This window comes from Geomonas edaphica (assembly GCF_004917075.1).
Taxonomy (GTDB): domain Bacteria; phylum Desulfobacterota; class Desulfuromonadia; order Geobacterales; family Geobacteraceae; genus Geomonas; species Geomonas edaphica.
Genome location: NZ_SSYB01000002.1, coordinates 22,987 through 41,980 on the forward strand (window position 1 = coordinate 22,987; position 18,994 = coordinate 41,980).

The following is an 18,994-nucleotide window of genomic DNA, read 5'->3' on the forward strand; positions in this document are numbered from 1 at the left end:
TGCTCCTTACTGCAGTACAGACGCCGCACTGTTCCGCAGGGAACAGGGGCAAACGGACCGGCCGGAGAGGTAGCCTTCAAAGCTCCGCGGCCACAGAGCAGTCACGGGAGGATTCACAATGAGAACGATAAGGGATCTCAAGGTAGGAACGAAGCTGGCGGCCGGGTTCGCCTGCGTTGCGGTTATAGCGGCGGTGATCGGCTTCATCGGTATGAGGGTAACCAACAACCTCAACGCGGAAGGGAAAAGGACCTACGAAAGGGTTACCGTCCCGCTTGGGCAGCTGGCCGGGATGTCCGTCAGCTTCCAGCGCGTGAGGATCAACGTGCGGGACGCGGTCGAGGCGACCGACCCGGCACAGCGGAAGCTCTACGTTGACACGGTGGTGAGCTTGCGCCAGAAGATCGGCGATCTGGCCGGCCAGTACGAAAAAAGCATCGTCAGCGAGGACGGGCATCGCCTCTTCGCCGATTTCACCAAGGCCCGGTCGGGCTACCTCGGCTACGTCGACAAGATCCTTGCCCTGGACGCGTCGGGCAAAAAGGCGGAGGCCAGGGAGATCCTGCACGGCGTGGCGAAACAGGCTGCCCTCGATCAGCAGGCGCTGCTCGACAAGATGATGTCGGTCAAAGAGGAGCAGGGGAAAGTGACGGCGCACAACAACGAACTCGCCGCTGTGGCAGCCGGCCGCACCATCGGCGCACTGCTGGTCCTGGGGCTGGTCCTCGCTCTGGTCTTGGGTGTCACGATCACCCGCATGATCACCCGTCCCCTGGACAAGGCGGTCAAGGTGGCAAACCAGCTCGCCGAGGGGGATCTCACCGTGGAGGTGATGGTCGATTCCAAGGACGAGACCGGGCAACTTCAGGCGGCGATGGGGCACATGGTGGCGAACCTTCGGGAACTGGTTTCCCAGACGGTGCACATCTCGAGCAGCATAGCCTCCGCCTCAACGCAGCTGCAGGGGACTTCGGCACAGATCGCCACCGGTGCCGAAGAGGTCGCCTCGCAGACCGGTACCGTGGCGACCGGCAGTGAGGAGATGGCGGCGACAAGCGCGGACATCGCCCGCAATTGCGTGCTGGCCGCCGAGGCGTCGCGTCAGTCGACCGAGTCGGCCCAAGGGGGCGCCAAGGTGGTGCAGGAAACCATCACCGGCATGGGCGAGATCGCAGACCGGGTACGCAACACCTCGAAGACGGTCGAGGCGCTCGGGGTTCGCTCCGAGGAGATCGGGGACATCGTCGGGACCATCGAGGACATCGCGGACCAGACGAACCTCCTGGCACTGAACGCTGCCATCGAGGCCGCCAGGGCCGGTGAGCAGGGGCGTGGATTTGCGGTGGTGGCCGACGAGGTCCGGGCGCTCGCCGAGCGCACCAGCAAGGCGACCAAGGAGATCGGCGCCATGATCAAGGCGATCCAGGGCGAGACCCGCGAGGCGGTACGTGCCATGGACGAGGGGGTGAAGGAGGCCGAGAAGGGAGCGGTTTCGTCGCAGCGCTCCGGGGAGGCCCTGGAAGACATCCTCAGGTGCATCAGCGAGGTTTCCCTGCAGGTGAGCCAGATCGCGACCGCAGCGGAAGAGCAGACCGCCACCACCACCGAGGTGACCAGCAACATCCAGCAGATCACGGACGTCGTGCACCACACGGCGCGCGGTGCCGAGGAGACGGCGATGGCGGCGGCGCAACTCGCCCAGCAGGCCGAGGAACTGCAGCAACTGGTGAGCCGCTTCAAGCTTGCGGCCTAGGAAAAGGAGAACGGTCATGGCTAACGATCTTCAGATAGTAGCGGGCAAGGCGCAGCAACTGCTCCAACTGGTCACCTTTCACGTGGGAGGCGAGGGGTATGCGGTGGAGGTGGCGAGTGTGAGAGAGATCATGCGGCTTCCCGTCATCACGAGCCTCCCGAACGCCCCGGCATACGTCGACGGCATCATAAACCTGCGCGGCGGTGTGATCCCCATCATCTCCCTGCGTGAGCGCTTCGGTCTCTGCGCCGTGGAAAACGACAGCCATACGCGCATCATGGTGATGACCGTGGGGGAAAAGGTGGTGGGGTTTCGGGTGGACGCGGTCTCCGAGGTGATCCGGGTCCCGCAGGGACAACTCCAGCCTCCTCCTCCGCTCGTCGCCGCAGGCGGCGGAAGGCAGTGCGTAACCGGCGTCATCGATCGCGGCGAGCGGCTCCTCATCGTCATCGACCCGGAACAGCTTCTGCTGCTGAGCGAACTGGACTGGGAGGCGCATGCCGCCTAGCCGCAGGGCGAAGGCCCTGACGGTGAGGCTGCAGAAGCGATAGGGGAAGCGTCATGAGCGTGGAACGTGGGCTTAAGATAACGGCGGGGGGGACCCTGCTGGCGGTGGTCATGCTGGCGATGCACGACAGCGTGATGCCGGACCTGCGGCTGTACGCCCTGCTCATCTCTTGCGGAGTGCTCGCATGGTTCCTCGCCTGGTGCTGGGCACCGGGGCGGAGGAATACGGTGGGGGAGGCCGGGGAACGGGCCAGCCTTCTTCTGGAATCGGTCGAGGAAGGGGTGGTGGCGGTCGACGGCTCCGGTACGGTGGTTTTTGTAAACCGTGCCGCCCTTGAGCTTTTAGGCTACGGCGATGGGGAGCTGGAGGGGCGGGACCTGCGCACCGTGCTGCACGAAGGGGGCGCCGCACGCTGCGCCGAGTGCGGCAAGACGAACTGCCTTTTGAACCCGGCCTTCGGCGGCAGCCGCCAGCGCTCCTTCGACGAACTCATGTGGCGCAAGGACGGAACGTCCTTCCATGCCGACCTGAGCTGCAGCTCGCTTGGCGGCGGCACGCACCCCGGTGCGGTGCTGGCCTTTCGGGACGTGACGAAGCGAAGGGAGGCCGAGGAGGCGCTCAGGCAGAGCACCCGGGCACAGGAGGAAGCGAACCGCCAACTGCTGCGGACCGTGCAGCATGCCAATGAACTCGCCGTGAGGCGGACCGCGCCTCTGCTGCGAAGAGCGAGTTTCTGGCCAACATGAGCCACGAGATCCGCACGCCGATGAACGCCATCGTAGGGGCAAGCCACCTGCTGTCCGGGACCGCGCTCACGTCACAGCAAAGCGATTACCTGCAGACCCTGATGATCTCGGCGGACCTGCTCCTGAAGGTGATCAACGACATCCTCGACTTCTCGAAGATCGAGGCGGGCAAGCTCGAGATCGAACGGGTGGAATTCTCCGTCCGGGACGTGGTGGAGGAGATCCTCTCCGTCTACTCGGCACGGGCCGAGCAGCAGGGGCTGGAGCTCTCCGTTGAACTGGACCCTGAGATCCCCCCGTCGCTTCTTGGCGACCCGATGCGTCTTTCCCAGATCCTCAACAACCTGCTCAGTAACGCCCTCAAGTTCACTCGGCACGGCTACATCAGTATTTCGGTACGGCTCGCAAGCCGCGACGGCGCCTCGGCGGAACTCCTCTTCGCGGTGCGCGACTCCGGCATAGGTATGCTGGCGGATGAGCAGGCGCAGCTTTTCCAGGCGTTCACCCAGGTCGACGGCTCCATCACCCGCACCTACGGAGGGACCGGGCTCGGCCTCGCCATATGCAGGCGTCTTTGTGCCGTGATGAAGGGGGAGATCTGGTGCGAAAGCGTCGCCGGTCTCGGGAGCACCTTCTCCTTCCGTCTCCCCTTCGGCATCGCGAGCGTAAGGGGACAGGTGCCGCAGCACAGGGAGTCCCGCGTAGGGAGGTTCCGTCAGCAGCACGTCCTCCTCGTCGAGGATAACCAGTTCAACCAGAAGGTGGCGCTGGCGCTTTTGGAGCGGGCCGGGCTGCAGGTATCGGTGGCCGGTAACGGTGCGGATGCGGTGGAGCAGGTGAAGCGTAACGACTTCGACCTGGTGCTGATGGACATCCAGATGCCGGTCATGGATGGGCTCACGGCGGCCCGGCACATCCGGGCCCTGGACCGCCCCGGCGCCGCCTCGCTTCCCATCCTCGCCATCTCCGCGAACGCCATGGAACGCGACGTTGAGGCAAGCCTCGCCGCCGGGATGAACGCACACATCGCGAAGCCATTCACCCCCGGGACGCTCTACGGCGCCATCGCGGTCTGGCTCGATGACGACGGGGCAGTCCCGACGAGGGGGGAGGCAAACGATATGGCGGAAGCGTCGCCGGCCGGACAAACGCTGCCGCGGGTGGATTTTGAGACCGGCGTGCGGCAGACCGGCGGTGACCGGCGCCTGTACCTGGACCTGCTGGGACAGTTCGAGTTCGAGTACCGTGAACAAGGCGAGGAGATCGAGGGCGAGGTGGCTGCAGGAAGGCTGGATGAGGCGGCACGGCTCGCCCACTCGGTGAAGGGGATCGCGGGGGTACTGGCGGCCCAGCCGCTGCAGCGGGCGGCGCAGCGGCTGGAAAGCGCGCTCAAGGGGGAGGGGGAGTCGGCGCAGGCGCTGGCCGATTTCCGGCTGGAGTTGAAGCTCACCATCGCCTTTTTGCGCGCCGGCGTGGAGCGGGAGGCGCAGGAGTAGTGACCAAAGCCCCCCTTGAGGTTCAGGCGAGCGCCTCGCGCACCTTGGCGGCAAGCTCAGGTATGGAAAAAGGCTTCTGAACGAAGTGCACACCCTCGTCCAGCACGCCGTGGTGGGCGATCAGGTCCGCGGTGTAGCCGGAAATGAACAGGCATCTCAGCTCCGGGTTCCCGGCGAGCAGGAGCCCGGCGAGTTCTTGGCCGTTCATCTCGGGCATGATGACGTCGGTGATGAGAAGGCTGATCTTCCCCTGGTGGTTCCTGGCAAGCTCCATCGCTTCTTTGGGCGAGGTGGCAGGGAGCACTTGGTACCCCTGCTTGGCGAGCATCATGGTGACGATGTTCAGGATGGCGCTCTCGTCCTCGACCAGCAGGACGGTCTCCTTGCCGCTGGGGGGGGCTGCTCCGGGAGGCTTCCCCCCTCATGCACCTGTTTATTCCTGTGGCGCGGCAGGTAGACGGAGACGGTGGTCCCTTGCCCGACCTCGCTGTCCACGTCGACCCATCCCCCGTTCTGCCTCGCCACGCCGTAAACGGTGGCAAGGCCCAGGCCGGTACCAGCACCCACCTCCTTGGTGGTGAAGAAGGGCTCGAAGGCATGGGCCAGGGTCTCAGGCGCCATGCCGCAGCCGGTGTCACGGATGCTTAGGCGAACGAAGTCGCCGGGAGAAACCCCTTCGCTGGCGCAACGCTCAGTGTCCACTGCGCTGTTGGCCGTCTCGATGACGATGCTTCCTATCTCTTTTATGCTGTCGCGCGCGTTGACGCAGAGGTTGGCCAATATCTGGTCCACCTGGGACGGGTCGATCAGCACGCTCCAAAGCGCGGGGGCGGGTTTCCAGACCAGTTCGATACGCTCTCCGATAAGCCTTTGCAGCATGCTGAGCATGCTGCCGACCGTCTCGTTCAGGTCGAGCAGCTTCGGGGAAATTGTCTGCTTGCGGGCGAAGGCGAGCAACTGGCGGGTGAGGTTGGCCGAGCGTTCCGCCGCCTTCCTGATCTCTTCGAGTCCGGCCTGCAGCCGGTCCCCGGGGGGGAGGTCCATAAGCGCCAGGTTCGCGTGTCCTAGGATCACGCTCAGCATGTTGTTGAAGTCGTGTGCGACGCCCCCCGCCAGGCGTCCGACCGATTCGAGCTTCTGCGCCTGAAGCAGCTGGGCCTCCAGCCGATTCCTCTCCTCTTCAGCCTTTTTACGCTCGGTGACGTCCGTGGCCATCACCAGGAGGACCCGCTTCCCCTTGCTCACCCTGCCAAGCGGTGTGGTCTGGAAATCCCAGGTGCGTGCCGAGCCTTCCTTGGAGTTGAAGCTCCACTCCCCGTTGTACGCAGTCTTCTCTATGGCGAAAAGCCCTCGCAGATACTCCATGGCGGTCGGGCTCTTTTCTCCGAAGGCCGCGGTGGCCCAATCCTTGAGGGTGGGGATCTCCGCCATGGTGTACCCGGAGAGCCTGGTCCACCCCGCGCTCAGCTGAAGCACCCTGCCATCCTCGTCGCAGATCATGATGGGGTAGGGGGAGCTGTCGACGGCCACCTGGAGGAGCGCCTGGGCTTCGGTGAGCTCTGCGGTCCGCTCCTCCACCCGCCGTTCCAGGACGAGCGCCTGTTGTTCGATGACGCGGAAGGCGATGGCGTTTTTCAGTGCGAGGGCGATCGGGGGGGAGAGGAGGGCTATGATCTGGTTCACCTCCTCGATGCGGTGCAGCGCGTGCAGGTCGAAGAGGAGCAAAACCCCGATGATCTCGCCGGCCGCAACCAGGCGGTAGCGCATCATCGAGCGGATCCCGGCGCGGCGCAACGTGGCGGACAGCGGGTGCCGCTCGTCGAGCTGGTCCGGTGTGAGTGGCAGCCGCTCGGGAACCCTCTTGTAGCAGAAAAGCTCTAGCTCTTCCGGGGTGAACATGGCGCTGCGGCGCTGCGGGCTCACGTTCAAGAGCTCGTGCCCCGGTGAACGTGTCTCGTCGTGCAGCAGCACGATCACGGTCCGCGCCCCGGTCAGTTCGCGCAGGTGTTCTGTCAGCACCGCGCCAAGCTCGTGCGGAGACGACGAAACGAGCAGCTCCGAGATAACCTCGACCGCCATGAGCTGCGCCGCTGGAGATAATTCACCGCTCTTTTGATCCGTCACGTCTCATCCCCTTCGCGTGCTTCAGCCTCCAAAAGCCCGGCCAGAGCCGTTTCGAGCCGCACCCTCTCCACACGCCAGGGAAGACCGCTGTAGGCGGAGAAAGCCTCCATCTGCACTTCGGGAACCGGCACGATTCCTGTGTCGAGATAGACCAGCACGGAACGGTGCTCCCCCAGCAGCTCGCGCGCCGTGGCGGGGTCGGGTCCCAGGGCGTCCGTCATGACCTCCTCCCAGCGCTCCGCCCATTCCGGCAGCACCAGGAAGGCCTCCTCGCGCATCAGCTCGCGATAACGCTTCCTGCCGAGGAGCAACTGGGCGCAGTTGATCGCGTCCACCCGCCCCGCCCCGGACTCGCGGGCGAGATCGAGCATCCCCGCGCAGCAGTCGCCGTAAACGAGCACGATGCGGTCTCCCTCTTCGCGGCGGCGCCGCAGCTCCTCGCTGAGCGTTGATTCGAGAAGTGGAGGGTTCATGTGCAGTAGGGAGTCGAGGAAGGTCAGTTTCCCGTCGATCCCGCCGTCATGGCGCAGCCGCGTAAGCTCCTCGCGCAGGACGCCGCAGGCCAGCCAAACGGTTTCCCTTGTCATGCCACCTCTCCGTGGCCTGCGCGGTGGAGGGAGACGCTCTCCTTGAACGCCTTCAGGTTCGCCGCTGGAGTCTCCTGCGGGAGGTCGCCGCCGGAGTTGGACAGCACGAAGTGGCCGGCCGGAGCCGCGACCGACAGGCAGTCGAGGGCGAGGCGGCCGATCTTTGCGGAGCCGGCGGAGGCGAAGGCCAGGTTGTCGAGGTTGCCGATCAGGTTGAATCCCGGTGGGGTGAGCCGGCGCGACTCGGCGATGTCGTCCCTGGAGCCGACGATGGCACCGACCACCCCGGGAAGCCCCGGGAGGAGGTCGAGCACGTGGTTCATGCGTCCCCCGGTACTGCTGATCACCTTGGGGCCGTTTATCGCGCGGAGCACGTCGGTCAGGTGGGGCAGGATCGCTTCGGCGAAGAGTTCGCGCGGCGCGATCTCGGCAGAGGCCATCCCTTCGGTGAAGACGAGGCAGTCGGCACCCGCCTCGAGAAGGGCGTCGGCGAAGGCGATGAGAAAGTGAGCGCTGTGTGCGAGGAGTCGTGCCGCCTGGTCCGGCTCGAAAAGGACCGTCTCCAGCCAGCTCTCAAGCCCGATCAAGAGCGCGGGGAAAACTCCGGGGCCGGGAAGTACCGCGATCACCGGTACCTCCTCCTTGTAGCACCGGGCAAGCCCCCTGGTCGCCTCAAGTGCTACGGGCAGACGCCCGGTCGAGGAGAGGGACGGCAGCGGCATGGCGAGCGCCTCGGCGACGCTACCTGCGGGGGGACGCCTGACGTTCGGGGTCTGCAGTCGTCCCCATACGGTTTCTCCGCCGAAGGCCTCGGAGATGGCGCTGAAGTCGAAGGGGGCAAGCACGAGGTCAAAGCCGTAGCTCTCCTGCACGGCCTTTTGGCCGGCAAGGTAGGCGGCGGGGTCGCTGTAGAGGGTGCGCAGGTCGCAGCCGGTGAGTGCGGCTCCGTAGGCACCCAGCACCGCGAAGACAGGCGGCCGGTCCACTGGGAGTCCGCCGAGGGTGTTCATGACGCGACGGTAGGAGTTCATGATGAAAGCTCCCGCGCCAGGGCCTGCTCCTGAAGGGCAGTGAAGAGCTGGTCCGCGCCGATCGCGTTTCTCGTGGTGCCGTCGCCCCCCACCTCGGTCACCAGCTCGGGGCGCCAGTTGAAGACCGCGCCGCCAACTGCGAGCTTGATGTGGTCCCTTTCCCCCTCTCGATCGATCAGTTCGCGCAATTTTTTGATGTTGATGGCGGTGGTCTGCATCATCGCCGAGACGCCGATGACGCGGGCCCCGACTTCGAGCGCCTTTTCCAGGAACTGCTCGGCGGGGACGTCGTTGCCCAGATCTACGACCTGCCATCCCGCCGCGCCGAGGAAGAGCCCCACCGTCCGCCGTCCCAGGCTGTGGAAGTCGTCCTCGATGTTGCCGATCACGGCCACCCCCTTGCGACAATCGGGATCCTCCCGGTCGGGGAGGCAGCGCAAAAGGGCGTCCTCGGCGATCTTCGAGGCGATGAAGTTCTGGGCAAGCGAAATGGATTCGCCCTCCCACCGCGTTCCGAGTTCCACAATGGCAGGGTCCAGGATGTGCGTGATGACCTCGGCAGGGGGGATGCCGCCTGCGAGCGCGCTCTCGACGACCTCGGCAGCGCGGGCACGGTTCGCGTTGATCATCGCGTCCAGCAGTTGCCGATACAATCCCTCGCAATCACATCCAGCACCACTTGATGACATCGCCGTATAGCCTCCCGGTCCGATTGATGGATAACTGCATCCTTGTTTGTACTAGGAATAGTCAATTAAGTGAGTATGGTTGAAAGTCTGATTTTCTGGAGCAGTATATATGAGGTTTGTTCACAGTCAATTACGATTTAACTGAGGAAAGGATGTGGGTACAAGGAGGGCGATGACAGTAAGATCGTGGGGCGTATAGTAAAAAACTTGTTCAGGTCGTTTCTTCAGACAATGGGAGTGGGAAAAGGCTGCGCCTTTCCGCGAGCGGACCCGGCGCAGCCTTTTTGTGACATGCTTAGTTACTTTGCTTTTATCATCTCGATCTCGAGGTTGATGTCGACCTCTTCGCCTACCGCCACGCCGCCGGTCTCGAGGGCCGCGTTGTAGACCAGGCCGAAGTCCTTGCGGTTGATCTTGGTGCTTGCCACGACGCCGCTTCTCATGTTGCCCCACGGGTCCTTGCTCTCCTTCGCCGGCCCTTCGACGTTCAGCACCACCTGCTTGGTCACCCCGTGCAGCGTCAGGTCGCCGGTCACCCTGAGCTTTCCTTTGCCGGCTTTCGCGACACTCTTGGATACGAAGGTCATGGTCGGGTACTTGGCGACGTCGAAGAAATCCGCACTCCTTAAGTGCTCGTCACGCTTGGCGACGTTGGTGTTCACCGAGGCGGTCTCGATGGTGACGGCGACCTTGGACTTGGTGATGTCCTTGTCGTTGATCTCGACGGTCCCTTTTTGCTTTTCGAAGCTCCCCTTCACGTTGGATACCATCAGGTGACGGACCTTGAAGCCGACGTTAGAGTGGTCCGGGTCGATGTTCCAAGTGGATGCGGAGGCAAGGGCTGGAAGGGCAAAAGCTGCTACTGCGGCGATGGTTGCGATCGTTCTTTTCATGGCGTTTCTCCTTTTTCCCTTTGCGAGTTCTCTTTTCGTTTGAGTTGTTGTCTTTTGATGTTAAATTATTATCCTAAAAAAAAGCCGTTCTCGTTCTTCCCGTCATCCCTCCCGTAATCCGAGTTTTTTGCAGATCCTGCCCAGGGTTTGTTGTTCTTCATCGGTCAGCACCCCCATCTCGGCAACGATGGCCGCCTCGACTTCGGCGAAGGTGGCCTCGATCAGCGTGCGTCCCTTCTGGGTAAGGATGACGGTGCAGAAGCGGCGGTCTTCCAGGGAACGCTCGCGCAGGACGAGCCCCTGTTTTTCCAGGTTGTCGATGACGAGGGTGATGTTGCCGGTGCTTTTCAGTATCTTCGACGCGACGTCGCGCTGGCACAGGGGACCCTTGTGCAGGAGGGCCTCGAGCACGCCGAACTGGCTTATGGTGAGACCCGCCTCGGACATCTTGCGTCCCACCCTTCCGGTCACGGATTCGGCGCCACGCATGAGCTTCGTGTAGGTGTTCAGCGCGAGTTTGGAAGTGCCGTCCTTTTTCATGATCTCTCTCCGTTTGCTCTCAACATCTTGTCGACGATCTAAAGCTACAACTGAAACGATTAAATGTCAAACTATAATTTTTACGGGTTTGCAAAAAAAACGGTAAGTCATCGTTCGGCAAGGGTAACCGGCGTGGCGATACTTGCCAACGCCGGCTTTTAATGGAAGAATAGCGCGGGTGTCCCAATGAAAAAGGAAGGCAGAAGCGTTAACGCAAAGGCGCCAAGGCGCAAAGGCGCAAAGAGAAGCCCCTAAGTTGCCTGGCAAGCCGGGTCGGTTTCATGGCTCTTCGCTTTGAGCTCCTTTAACCTTTGCGTCTTTGCGGCTTCGCGTCTTTGCGTTAAGAGGTTTCCGCCTGTTATTGCGGTACCGGCCGAGGCTTCTACGGGAGGTGCACAGATGAAACGGTTTTTATTGGTCATGTTGATGCTTGCCCTGCCGCTCAGCCTCACGGCGCAGGAGCCGCAGGTCGGGCTCATCTCGCTGCGCGGGGCGATAAACCCGGTGACCGCGGCCTTCTTGAAGGACAACCTGTCCCGCGCCGGGGGGCGAGGGGAACGGCTCATCCTCGTGGAGCTGGACACCCCGGGAGGGCTCGACCTCGCCATGCGCGAGGCGGTGCAGGCGATCTTCGCCGCGCCAGTCCCCGTGGTGGTCTACGTCACCCCGTCCGGGGCGCGCGCAGCCTCCGCCGGGGCGGTCATCGGCCTTGCCGCGGACGTCCTCGCCATGGCGCCCGGCACCAACATCGGCGCGGCACACCCGGTGTCACTTTCGGGCAAACCCGATCCGGTGATGGAAGCGAAGATCGTGAACGATGCCGAGGCCTACGTGGAGGGGATCGCCGGGAAGCGGGGGAGAAACGTCCAGCTCGCCGGGAAGATGGTGCGGGAGAGCATATCGCTCACGGCCGAGGCGGCGGTGAGGGAAAAGGTGATCGATCTGGTCGCGCCAAGCAGGGAAGAGCTCTTAACCCAGTTGGAGGGGCGCACCCTTTTGCGCGGCGGGAAGCAGACCGTGCTGCATCTATCCGGCGCCCGCGTGGTGCGCCACGAGATGGGGACGCGGGACCGCATCCTCGACGCCATCAGTAACCCCGACGTAGCCTACATGCTGATGCTTCTGGGGATGCTGGGGCTTTTCTTCGAACTCTCCAACCCTGGCGTCATCCTCCCCGGGGTGATCGGTGGGATTTCGCTCCTGCTCTCCTTTTTCGCGCTGCAGACCCTCCCGGTGAACTACGCCGGAGTCGCGCTGATCCTGCTCGGCATCGTCCTCTTCATAGCCGAGATCAAGGTGGTCTCCCACGGCATGCTGGCGGTTGGCGGGGTGGTTGCCTTGGTCATGGGATCTCTGATACTCTTCCCGTCTCCCGAGCCGTACCTGCGGCTCTCCTGGGAGGTGATCGCGCTTACCGTCGGCATCACCGCGCTTTTTTTCACCGTGGTGATCGTCAAGGTGATCCAGGCGCACCGGGAGCCTCCCATTACCGGTGTCGAGGGGATGATCGGCGCCGCGGCAGTGGCCGAGACAGATCTCGACCCGGACGGAAAAGTCGTGGTGCATGGGGAATACTGGAACGCGACCTGCCCCGAGTCGGTGCTGCGGGGTGAAAAGGTACGCGTGGTCGGGGTAAAGGGCCTGTTGGTCACCGTGGCAAAGGAGGAGCAAAAGCGTTGAGACGGAAGGAGAGGGGCCATGGCGGGCGGTAGCAGGCGGCAATCCGGGGATGTAAGGCTCGGCGACACACTTTTAGGGCTTCCCTGCCTGCAGCGGCAGCGTGCGAACTTGACCGGCGGGTTGCGGGAGACGGGGGAAATGCAGCACGGCGAGACCTGTCCGGTGTGCGGCATGGAGACGGACGAGCTCGTCTTGAAGGAAGAGATGCTGGAAAATATGGGCGTCGTGGGGCGCGTGCAGGAGAGGTTTCCGGGGTGGCAGCCCGAGGACGGCCTTTGCCGGCCGTGCCTCGGGCTGTTCGGTGAGACGGGAAGCTAGAAGTGCTTCGGCACCGGGAGGCAACCCTCATCGCTGAGCGCGTTCAGGTAGGACGTGCGCAGCTGGACGAAGGCCTGGGTGAGCCGGTCGATGAGGGCCGTGTTGCTGCAGCCGACCAGTTCCAGGAGCCCGTTTTGTTTGTTAGCGACGAGTCGCTCGATGTGCGCCGCCCTGCGGTTGATGTCCACGTGGGTGTGCCCCTGGGCGTGGCTTACCAGGCTCAGCATGGCGTCGGTCACGAAGACATCGATCGAGTAGATCGCCACCACCTGCGGGTGCTCTTTAAGCTGGAACACCACACGGATGTCAGGGTGGGGGAATTCGATGCCGGGGAGCTGGTCCGGTCCCACGTAATGGGAGGCCGCCACCGGCAGCACTTCGATGTAGCAGTTAAGCAGTGTTGAGTCGATGTCGATGGGTGTCTGTACCGGCAGTTTGAGTGCTGCCCGTGAAAACTGTTCGCCGTGTTCGAGGTATAGTGAGAGCCGCATATGGTCACCTGTAAGTAGGAAGTTCAACGAACCACATGCTAAAAATAATACCGACACTCCGCAAAAAGCAAGTGACCGCCCGTAATTATCCTGTTTCTTCCGAAGGCTTTTGGTGCCTGTGTTTCAGGCGAAGTCGATTGACAGCGCCGCCTGGTCTATGTCATTAATTTCCCATTGTCTGCTCCGGTAATCCCCAGTAAAGGTACCCTCTCCTTGCCCTTTTTTACCTTCCATATGGAAAAGCCCTCCACATACGGTGCGAAGCGCCCCGGCGTAGTCGCGGCTATCTGGATTTTGCTGCTCTTCCTGCTGCTTGGCTTCGTCCCCGCGCTGCACGCCGACACCACGGGACGCGGTGGGCTAGGCAAGGGAGTGGTCGTAGTCGGCGGCGATTACAACTATCCCCCTTACGAGTTCGTCGATCACGAGGGGAAGCCGACCGGCTTCAACGTGGAATTGACCCGGGCCATCGCCGAGGTGATGGGGTTCAAGGTGGAGATCACCCTGGGACCGTGGGACGGCATGCGCCGCGCCCTGGACCGCGGTGAGGTCGACGTCCTGCAGGGGATGGCCTTCTCCCAGGAGCGCACCAGCGAGGTCGACTTCTCCACCCCGCACGCGCTCCTGTTCCAGTCCATCTGGATACGGCGGGACAGCCGGAAGATCAGGTCGATCGAGGACGTGCGCGGCAAAGAGGTCATCGTGATGAAGAACAGCATCATGCATGATTTCATGACGAGCTACGCCCCCACCTCGAAGCTCATCCTGACCGACACCCTCGCCGATGCGCTGAGACTCCTGAACCAGGGGCGGGGAGACTGCGCGCTCGTCTCGCGGCTGACCGGCATGTACCTGGAGAAGGAGCTGGGGCTTAAGAGGATCATCCCGGTGGCCGAGCCGATCATGACCCAGGCTTACGGCTACGCGGTGAAGAAGGGGAACGCCGAGGTGCTCGCCCGGTTCAACGAGGGGCTCGCCATTCTGAAGCGCTCCGGGCAGTTCCAGGAGATCCACAACAAGTGGCTCGGGGTGATGGAGTCGCAGCCGGTGTCGTGGGCGCGCGTGGTGCGTTACGTGACCCTGGTCGCGGCGCCGCTTCTCATAATCCTTTTGGGGACGGTGGTCTGGTCGCGGACCCTGCAGAAGAAGGTGGCTCAGCGCACCGAGGAGCTTGCGCGCGAGGTGGCCGAGAAACAGGAGGCGCTTGAGAAGCTAAGGATGCACCAGGACCAACTGGTGCAGGCGGACAAGATGGCCTCGCTCGGGGTCTTGGTCGCCGGGGTCGCACACGAGATCAACAACCCGAACGGCCTGATCCTGTTGAACCTCCCCCGCTTCGAGGAGGTGTTGCGCGGTTCGCAGCCGATCCTCGACGAGTACCGCGAGCGGCACGGCGACTTCAAGCTCGGGCGGCACAGCTATGAACGGCTGCGCGAAGAGCTGCCGCACATGCTCTCGGAGACCCAGGACGCTGCAAAGAGGATCAAGCGCATCGTCACCGAGTTGAAGGATTTTGCGCGCCGTGACAGTGCCGACCTCACCGAGCTTGTGGATCTGAACCAGTGCGCCCAGGCGGCGCTGCGGCTGGTGGAGAACACCGTGGTGAAGAGCGCGCACGACGTGGCCGTCAACCTCTCCGACACGCTGCCGCGGGTGAAGGGGAACAGCCAGCGCATCGAGCAGGTGATCGTGAATCTGCTTCTGAACGCGAGCCAGTCGCTCGAAGGGAGCGGCAAGAGCGTCCACGTCGCCACGAGGCACGACCGTTTCCGCGACCTCGTGCTCCTGAGCGTACGGGACGAGGGGAGGGGGGTGGAGCCGGAGCACCTGGCGCGGCTTACCGATCCCTTCTTCACCACCAAGCGCGAGGAAGGTGGGTGCGGGCTTGGCCTCTCCATCTCCGCGGGGATCGTGAAGCAGCACGGCGGGACGCTGATCTTCGACTCGCAGCCGGGCTTCGGCACCACGGTAACCATGGAGCTGCCGGCGCTTAGGGACCGGGGCGAGGCTTAGTTGGGATCGGGCTTTCCTGCTCACCATAGTGCCCACGAAGCGCAGCATTGGCCTAACGTTCCCCCCTTTGCGAAGGGGGGCAGGGGGGATTTGCCTTAGTTCTTGGGCAGATCCCGCAAACGGCGTAGGCAGATGGCATATGCTGAGCGGCTTCGGTTCGGACCTGCCGGCAAAGAGCAAATCCCCCCCCGCCCCCCTTCGCCAAGGCTATGGGGGGCAGGCTCCCCCTTCGCAAAGTGGGGAGTCTTGAGAATAACCACGAAGAGGAGTTGCAATGAGCGAAGCACTTTATCCGGCCTTCGGCGTTCTTTTAGTGGACGATGAGGCGCCATGGCTGCGCAGCCTGCGCATGACCCTGGAGGGGCCGGGGGCGATCAGTAACATCATGACGCTCACCGACAGCCGCGAGGTGATGGGGGTGCTGGACAAGGGGCACATCGGCCTCGTGCTCCTTGACCTCACCATGCCGTACCTCTCGGGACAGGAGCTCCTGGCGCGCATCGCCGAGGAACACCCCGAGGTGACCGTGGTAATCCTCTCCGGTCTGAACCAGATCGAGACGGCGGTCTCCTGCATGAGGCTTGGCGCCTTCGACTACCTCGTGAAGACCGACGAGGAAGACCGCATCCTCGACTCGGTGCGGCGCGCGATCCGGATGCAGGAGCTGCAGCTGGAAAACAAGGAGATGCGGCGCCGCTTTTTGAACGACCGGCTGGAGTGCCCGGAGGCGTTCGCGCCGCTTGTGACGAACAACAAGGCGATGCGTTCCATCTTCCAGTACATCGAGGCGGTCGCGAAGAGCACGCAGCCTATCCTGATCACCGGCGAGAGCGGCGTGGGAAAGGAGCTCATCGCGCGTGCCGTGCACACCTTGAGTCGCGGCGACGGACCTCTCGTCCCGGTGAACGTGGCGGGGCTCGAGGATAACGTCTTCACCGACACCCTTTTCGGACACAAGAAGGGGGCCTTCACCGGCGCCGACGAGAGCCGCAGCGGCATGGTGGAGCAGGCCGCCGAGGGAACCCTTTTCCTGGACGAGATCGGCGACCTTTCGCTTGCCTGCCAGGTGAAGCTCTTGAGGCTTTTGCAGGAGGGGGAGTACTACCCGCTTGGGAGCGATCAGCCCAAGCAGTTGCGGGCCCGTATCGTGGTGGCGACGCACCACGACCTCTCGCGGAAAAAGGATGCGGGAAGCTTCAGGAAGGACCTCTATTTCCGGCTGCGGGCGCACCACGTGCACATACCGCCTTTGCGCGAGCGAAAGGACGACATCCCGCTTTTGCTCGATCACTTCCTGAAAGAAAGCGCGGAGGTCTTCGGCAAGAAGGTGCCTAGTTACCCGAAGGAGCTCCTGACTCTCCTCGTCAACTACGGTTTCCCGGGCAACCTGCGCGAATTGCGCTCCATGGTCTTTGACGCGATGAGCGTCCACTCCTCACGCATGCTTTCCATGAACAGCTTCAGGCAGGCGATGGAGGTGAAGGGGGGAGAGCATGGTGAGACGGCGGTGTCCGATGGGGGTGTTGCGAGCGGTGAACAAAATGTCTTCGCCTCCCTGTGTGAGATCCCCACGCTCAGCTCCGCGGTTGAACAGCTGGTTATCGAGGCGATGCGACGCGCCGACAACAACCAGAGCATGGCCTCACGCATGCTCGGCATCTCGCAGCCCGCCCTCAGCAAACGGCTCAAGCTGCAAAGAAGCGGTAAGGATAAGGATGCGGAGGAGTGATGTGGATGAGCTAGGGTGTACTCCTAGATGAGGTCACTAGTCCCCCTCTCCCCCCGGGAGAGGGCGGGGTGAGGGCGTCGGCAGCTGCAACTCCTCGCTTCGTGGCAACGCCCTCACCCGCCCTTCGCCCCCCCTCCCTGCCCCTCCCCCTCCGGGAGAGGGGGATGCTTGCGGCGTTCTGCTTTCTTTTGGCCGCCGCCCCTGCTGCTTAACTTCCAGGCAGCGTCCTGCACCGTGACGTTCGCCTTTACCAAGCGCTAACCGCCGTTTTTGCCTCATTTTTCAGCAATTCTTCCCGCGCCGCCATGGCACCGTCTGCACCTTCCCTCTTCCTGTCTTTCGCATGGGGTATAACTTTCGTTAACTCTATGAGGATTGTTATACCTCTGCTAAACCTCCCTTTCTTCGCCTCTTTCGCATTTCACGGAAACGTCTTTCTGTTTACGGTTATACCCCTTTGTTTCTAATGCAGCGTTTCAAAGTCCTGTATTCGGATATTAATCCGAGTTCTTAGCCGTTTACGCCCGGGTTGGCACCCCCCTTGCTATATATGGTGTCGCTTCATTAGCATACTGCCGAGGCCGGCGGTGAAACGGCGGTTCGCGCCGAAGGTAAAAGGCGGAACTGCCCATATCCTGTGCAGCAGCTTCGACTGACTCGATTGGCAACAAATAGAAAAGGAGCAGCAGATGATCAAGTTTGAAGGGGTCCACAAGTGGTTCAAAAAGCTTCACGTGCTAAACGGCATTGACCTCCACGTCAAGCAGGGGGAGGTGGTCGTTGTCTGCGGTCCGTCGGGGTCGGGCAAGTCCACCCTGATCCGTACCATCAACCAGCTCGAACCCATCGAGGATGGAAGCCTCATCGTTGACGGCATGGACCTCAGGAGCAAGAAGACCGATATCAACAAGCTGCGCGCCGAGGTCGGCTTCGTGTTCCAGCAGTTCAACCTCTACCCGCACCTCTCGGTGATCGACAACATCACCCTGGCGCCGATCAAGATCCGCAAGAGCTCGAAGAAGGAGGCACAGGAGCAGGCGATGGAGCTTCTCGAGCGCGTGGGTCTCGCCGTGAAACGCGACGCCTACCCGACCCAGCTCTCCGGCGGCCAGCAGCAGCGCGTCGCTATCGCCCGCGCACTCGCCATGAAGCCGCGCATCATGCTCTTCGACGAGCCGACCTCCGCCCTCGACCCCGAGATGATCGGCGAGGTGCTCTCCGTCATGCAGGACCTGGCGTCCACCGGGATGACCATGGTCTGTGTGACCCACGAGATGGGTTTTGCCCGCGAGGTCTCCGACCGCGTCGTCTTCATGGACCACGGCGTGATCCTCGAGGAGGCCCAGCCGGAAGAATTCTTCCGCAACCCGCAGCACGACCGCGCCAAGCAGTTCTTGAAGCAGCTGCTGTCGCCGATGCACTAGAACTTGCCTGTCTTCGGACCTGCCGGAGGCGCTTGTTAAATACCGAACATCAAAAGGAGATTCACTGTGAAAAGATTGGCTGCTGTTGTTATTGGTCTGGCTGCGCTCATGGGGACTTTCGGAAAGGCGATCGCCGCGGCTCCGGCCGACACCCTCGCCGAGGTAAAGAAGAAAGGCGTTCTCGTGGCGGGCGTTAAGGATTCCCTTCCTCCTTTTGGTTATGTCGATGAAAAAAGCCGCGAGATCGTCGGCTACGACGTCGACTTCGTCAAGGCCATCGCCAAGAAGCTGGGCGTGAAGGTCGAGCTGAAGCCGGTTACCTCCGCTTCCCGCATGCCGCAGCTCACCGAGGGTAACATCGACATCATCGCCGCCACCATGACCAAGAACCCGGAGCGCGCGAAGCAGATCGGCTTCAGCCACACCTACTTCGCCACCGGCCAGAAGTTCATCACCGTGAAGGGTAAGGTCAAGAGCCTGAAGGACCTCGCAGGCAAGAAGATCGGCACCGCGAAAGGCTCCACCTCCGAGCAGAACGTGAAGACTGCCATCCCGACCGCCACCGTGCTCGCCTTCGACGATTACCCGCAGGCGTTCCTCGCGCTGCAGCAGGGTAAGGTCGCCGCGGTGACCACCGACGAGGCGATCCTGGCCGGCATCCTCGCCAAGGCCCCGAACAAGGCGAAGTTCGAGATCCCGAACGTCCAGATCTCCACCGAGCCGTACGGCCTCGGCATGAGGAAGGAAGACGCCAAATTCATCGCCTTCGTGAACAAGACCATCCTCGAGATGGAGAAGAGCGGCGAAGCGAAGCGTATCTTCGAGAAGTGGTTCGGCAAAGGGACCCCGTTCGCTCTGAAGAGAACCTTCAAGATCGTAGCTGACAAGTAACAAAGATCCAGGCCAAGGCTGGGGCCGAGGTTGAGAAAAGGTGTTGTGCTGATAGCCTTACTCTCAACTTCGTCCCCGGCC

18 protein-coding genes are annotated in these 18,994 nt (G+C 62.7%); 10 read left to right on the forward strand and 8 right to left on the reverse strand.

Annotation, left to right across the window (positions count from 1 at the left end):
• Nucleotides 1–118 precede the first annotated feature (118 nt).
• From E8K79_RS06345 to E8K79_RS06360, 4 genes are read left to right on the forward strand one after another with little or no spacing between them, the layout of a single operon-like run.
• On the forward strand, nt 119–1,753 hold the full coding sequence (locus tag E8K79_RS06345) for a methyl-accepting chemotaxis protein (RefSeq protein ID WP_135872774.1): 1,635 nt from the start codon (nt 119–121) through the stop codon (nt 1,751–1,753).
• A gap of 16 nt (nt 1,754–1,769) precedes the next feature.
• Nucleotides 1,770–2,261 (forward strand): chemotaxis protein CheW, encoded by a 492-nt coding sequence (locus E8K79_RS06350; RefSeq protein ID WP_135872776.1) that lies wholly within the window; start codon nt 1,770–1,772, stop codon nt 2,259–2,261.
• A gap of 53 nt (nt 2,262–2,314) precedes the next feature.
• The gene (locus E8K79_RS06355; RefSeq protein WP_136514009.1) at nt 2,315–3,007 is read left to right on the forward strand and encodes a PAS domain S-box protein; all 693 of its coding nucleotides are present in this window, start codon (nt 2,315–2,317) and stop codon (nt 3,005–3,007) included.
• Entirely contained in the window at nt 3,004–4,503 is a 1,500-nt protein-coding gene (locus E8K79_RS06360; protein ID WP_136514010.1) for an ATP-binding protein, read from the forward strand. Before E8K79_RS06355 ends, E8K79_RS06360 begins: the two co-directional genes overlap by 4 nt.
• A gap of 22 nt (nt 4,504–4,525) precedes the next feature.
• Here E8K79_RS06360 and E8K79_RS21490 read toward each other — a convergent pair whose 3' ends face one another.
• The 7 genes from E8K79_RS21490 to E8K79_RS06395 form a co-directional block, all read right to left on the reverse strand.
• Nucleotides 4,526–4,834: a response regulator gene (locus tag E8K79_RS21490; protein ID WP_136514011.1), complete on the reverse strand. Its 309-nt coding sequence runs from the start codon at nt 4,832–4,834 to the stop codon at nt 4,526–4,528.
• Between the two features lie 11 nt (nt 4,835–4,845).
• Complete coding sequence (locus E8K79_RS06370) at nt 4,846–6,627, reverse strand: ATP-binding protein (protein WP_136514012.1); 1,782 nt, start codon at nt 6,625–6,627, stop codon at nt 4,846–4,848.
• Nucleotides 6,624–7,214, reverse strand: a complete 591-nt coding sequence (locus E8K79_RS06375; RefSeq protein ID WP_136514013.1) for a DUF1638 domain-containing protein — start codon at nt 7,212–7,214, stop codon at nt 6,624–6,626. The genes E8K79_RS06370 and E8K79_RS06375 overlap by 4 nt, the downstream gene beginning before the upstream one ends.
• Nucleotides 7,211–8,245: a uroporphyrinogen decarboxylase family protein gene (locus tag E8K79_RS06380; RefSeq protein ID WP_136514014.1), complete on the reverse strand. Its 1,035-nt coding sequence runs from the start codon at nt 8,243–8,245 to the stop codon at nt 7,211–7,213. Before E8K79_RS06380 ends, E8K79_RS06375 begins: the two co-directional genes overlap by 4 nt.
• Nucleotides 8,242–8,934 (reverse strand): cobalamin B12-binding domain-containing protein, encoded by a 693-nt coding sequence (locus tag E8K79_RS06385; RefSeq protein WP_136514015.1) that lies wholly within the window; start codon nt 8,932–8,934, stop codon nt 8,242–8,244. Before E8K79_RS06385 ends, E8K79_RS06380 begins: the two co-directional genes overlap by 4 nt.
• A gap of 299 nt (nt 8,935–9,233) precedes the next feature.
• Nucleotides 9,234–9,827 (reverse strand): YceI family protein, encoded by a 594-nt coding sequence (locus tag E8K79_RS06390; RefSeq protein ID WP_136514017.1) that lies wholly within the window; start codon nt 9,825–9,827, stop codon nt 9,234–9,236.
• Nucleotides 9,828–9,929: 102 nt separating this feature from the next.
• Nucleotides 9,930–10,367 carry a MarR family winged helix-turn-helix transcriptional regulator gene (locus tag E8K79_RS06395; protein ID WP_129127826.1) on the reverse strand — a complete coding sequence of 146 codons (438 nt, stop codon included), beginning with the start codon at nt 10,365–10,367 and terminating at the stop codon, nt 9,930–9,932.
• A 399-nt stretch (nt 10,368–10,766) separates the two neighbouring features.
• Between E8K79_RS06395 and E8K79_RS06400 the strand changes: the two genes are divergently transcribed.
• Complete coding sequence (locus E8K79_RS06400; protein ID WP_136514019.1) at nt 10,767–12,047, forward strand: NfeD family protein; 1,281 nt, start codon at nt 10,767–10,769, stop codon at nt 12,045–12,047.
• Between the two features lie 18 nt (nt 12,048–12,065).
• Nucleotides 12,066–12,365, forward strand: coding sequence for a hypothetical protein (locus E8K79_RS06405; RefSeq protein ID WP_136514020.1), 300 nt, complete (start codon nt 12,066–12,068; stop codon nt 12,363–12,365).
• Here E8K79_RS06405 and E8K79_RS06410 read toward each other — a convergent pair.
• Nucleotides 12,362–12,856, reverse strand: a complete 495-nt coding sequence (locus E8K79_RS06410; protein ID WP_136514022.1) for a hypothetical protein — start codon at nt 12,854–12,856, stop codon at nt 12,362–12,364. The two genes, E8K79_RS06405 and E8K79_RS06410, sit on opposite strands and share 4 nt — an antisense overlap.
• Nucleotides 12,857–13,069: 213 nt before the next feature.
• Here E8K79_RS06410 and E8K79_RS06415 point away from each other — a divergent pair, with 213 nt between their 5' ends.
• From E8K79_RS06415 to E8K79_RS06430, 4 genes are all read left to right on the forward strand, one after another.
• Nucleotides 13,070–14,869, forward strand: a complete 1,800-nt coding sequence (locus E8K79_RS06415) for a transporter substrate-binding domain-containing protein (RefSeq protein ID WP_246043752.1) — start codon at nt 13,070–13,072, stop codon at nt 14,867–14,869.
• A 274-nt stretch (nt 14,870–15,143) separates the two neighbouring features.
• On the forward strand, nt 15,144–16,598 hold the full coding sequence (locus E8K79_RS06420; protein WP_136514024.1) for a sigma-54-dependent transcriptional regulator: 1,455 nt from the start codon (nt 15,144–15,146) through the stop codon (nt 16,596–16,598).
• A 689-nt stretch (nt 16,599–17,287) separates the two neighbouring features.
• The gene (locus tag E8K79_RS06425; RefSeq protein ID WP_136514026.1) at nt 17,288–18,022 is read left to right on the forward strand and encodes an amino acid ABC transporter ATP-binding protein; all 735 of its coding nucleotides are present in this window, start codon (nt 17,288–17,290) and stop codon (nt 18,020–18,022) included.
• Nucleotides 18,023–18,088: 66 nt separating this feature from the next.
• The gene (locus tag E8K79_RS06430; RefSeq protein WP_136514028.1) at nt 18,089–18,913 is read left to right on the forward strand and encodes an ABC transporter substrate-binding protein; all 825 of its coding nucleotides are present in this window, start codon (nt 18,089–18,091) and stop codon (nt 18,911–18,913) included.
• Nucleotides 18,914–18,994: the final 81 nt, after the last annotated feature.

What these genes read in the sequence shown, in the direction of transcription:
- E8K79_RS06345 (WP_135872774.1), top strand. Translation starts at nt 119, where the DNA reads ATGAGAACGATAAGGGATCTCAAGGTAGGAACGAAGCTGGCGGCCGGG.
- E8K79_RS06350 (WP_135872776.1), top strand. Translation starts at nt 1,770, where the DNA reads ATGGCTAACGATCTTCAGATAGTAGCGGGCAAGGCGCAGCAACTGCTC.
- E8K79_RS06355 (WP_136514009.1), top strand. Translation starts at nt 2,315, where the DNA reads ATGAGCGTGGAACGTGGGCTTAAGATAACGGCGGGGGGGACCCTGCTG.
- E8K79_RS06360 (WP_136514010.1), top strand. Translation starts at nt 3,004, where the DNA reads ATGAGCCACGAGATCCGCACGCCGATGAACGCCATCGTAGGGGCAAGC.
- E8K79_RS21490 (WP_136514011.1), bottom strand. Translation starts at nt 4,834, where the DNA reads ATGATGCTCGCCAAGCAGGGGTACCAAGTGCTCCCTGCCACCTCGCCC.
- E8K79_RS06375 (WP_136514013.1), bottom strand. Translation starts at nt 7,214, where the DNA reads ATGACAAGGGAAACCGTTTGGCTGGCCTGCGGCGTCCTGCGCGAGGAG.
- E8K79_RS06380 (WP_136514014.1), bottom strand. Translation starts at nt 8,245, where the DNA reads ATGAACTCCTACCGTCGCGTCATGAACACCCTCGGCGGACTCCCAGTG.
- E8K79_RS06385 (WP_136514015.1), bottom strand. Translation starts at nt 8,934, where the DNA reads ATGTCATCAAGTGGTGCTGGATGTGATTGCGAGGGATTGTATCGGCAA.
- E8K79_RS06390 (WP_136514017.1), bottom strand. Translation starts at nt 9,827, where the DNA reads ATGAAAAGAACGATCGCAACCATCGCCGCAGTAGCAGCTTTTGCCCTT.
- E8K79_RS06395 (WP_129127826.1), bottom strand. Translation starts at nt 10,367, where the DNA reads ATGAAAAAGGACGGCACTTCCAAACTCGCGCTGAACACCTACACGAAG.
- E8K79_RS06400 (WP_136514019.1), top strand. Translation starts at nt 10,767, where the DNA reads ATGAAACGGTTTTTATTGGTCATGTTGATGCTTGCCCTGCCGCTCAGC.
- E8K79_RS06405 (WP_136514020.1), top strand. Translation starts at nt 12,066, where the DNA reads ATGGCGGGCGGTAGCAGGCGGCAATCCGGGGATGTAAGGCTCGGCGAC.
- E8K79_RS06410 (WP_136514022.1), bottom strand. Translation starts at nt 12,856, where the DNA reads ATGCGGCTCTCACTATACCTCGAACACGGCGAACAGTTTTCACGGGCA.
- E8K79_RS06420 (WP_136514024.1), top strand. Translation starts at nt 15,144, where the DNA reads ATGAGCGAAGCACTTTATCCGGCCTTCGGCGTTCTTTTAGTGGACGAT.
- E8K79_RS06425 (WP_136514026.1), top strand. Translation starts at nt 17,288, where the DNA reads ATGATCAAGTTTGAAGGGGTCCACAAGTGGTTCAAAAAGCTTCACGTG.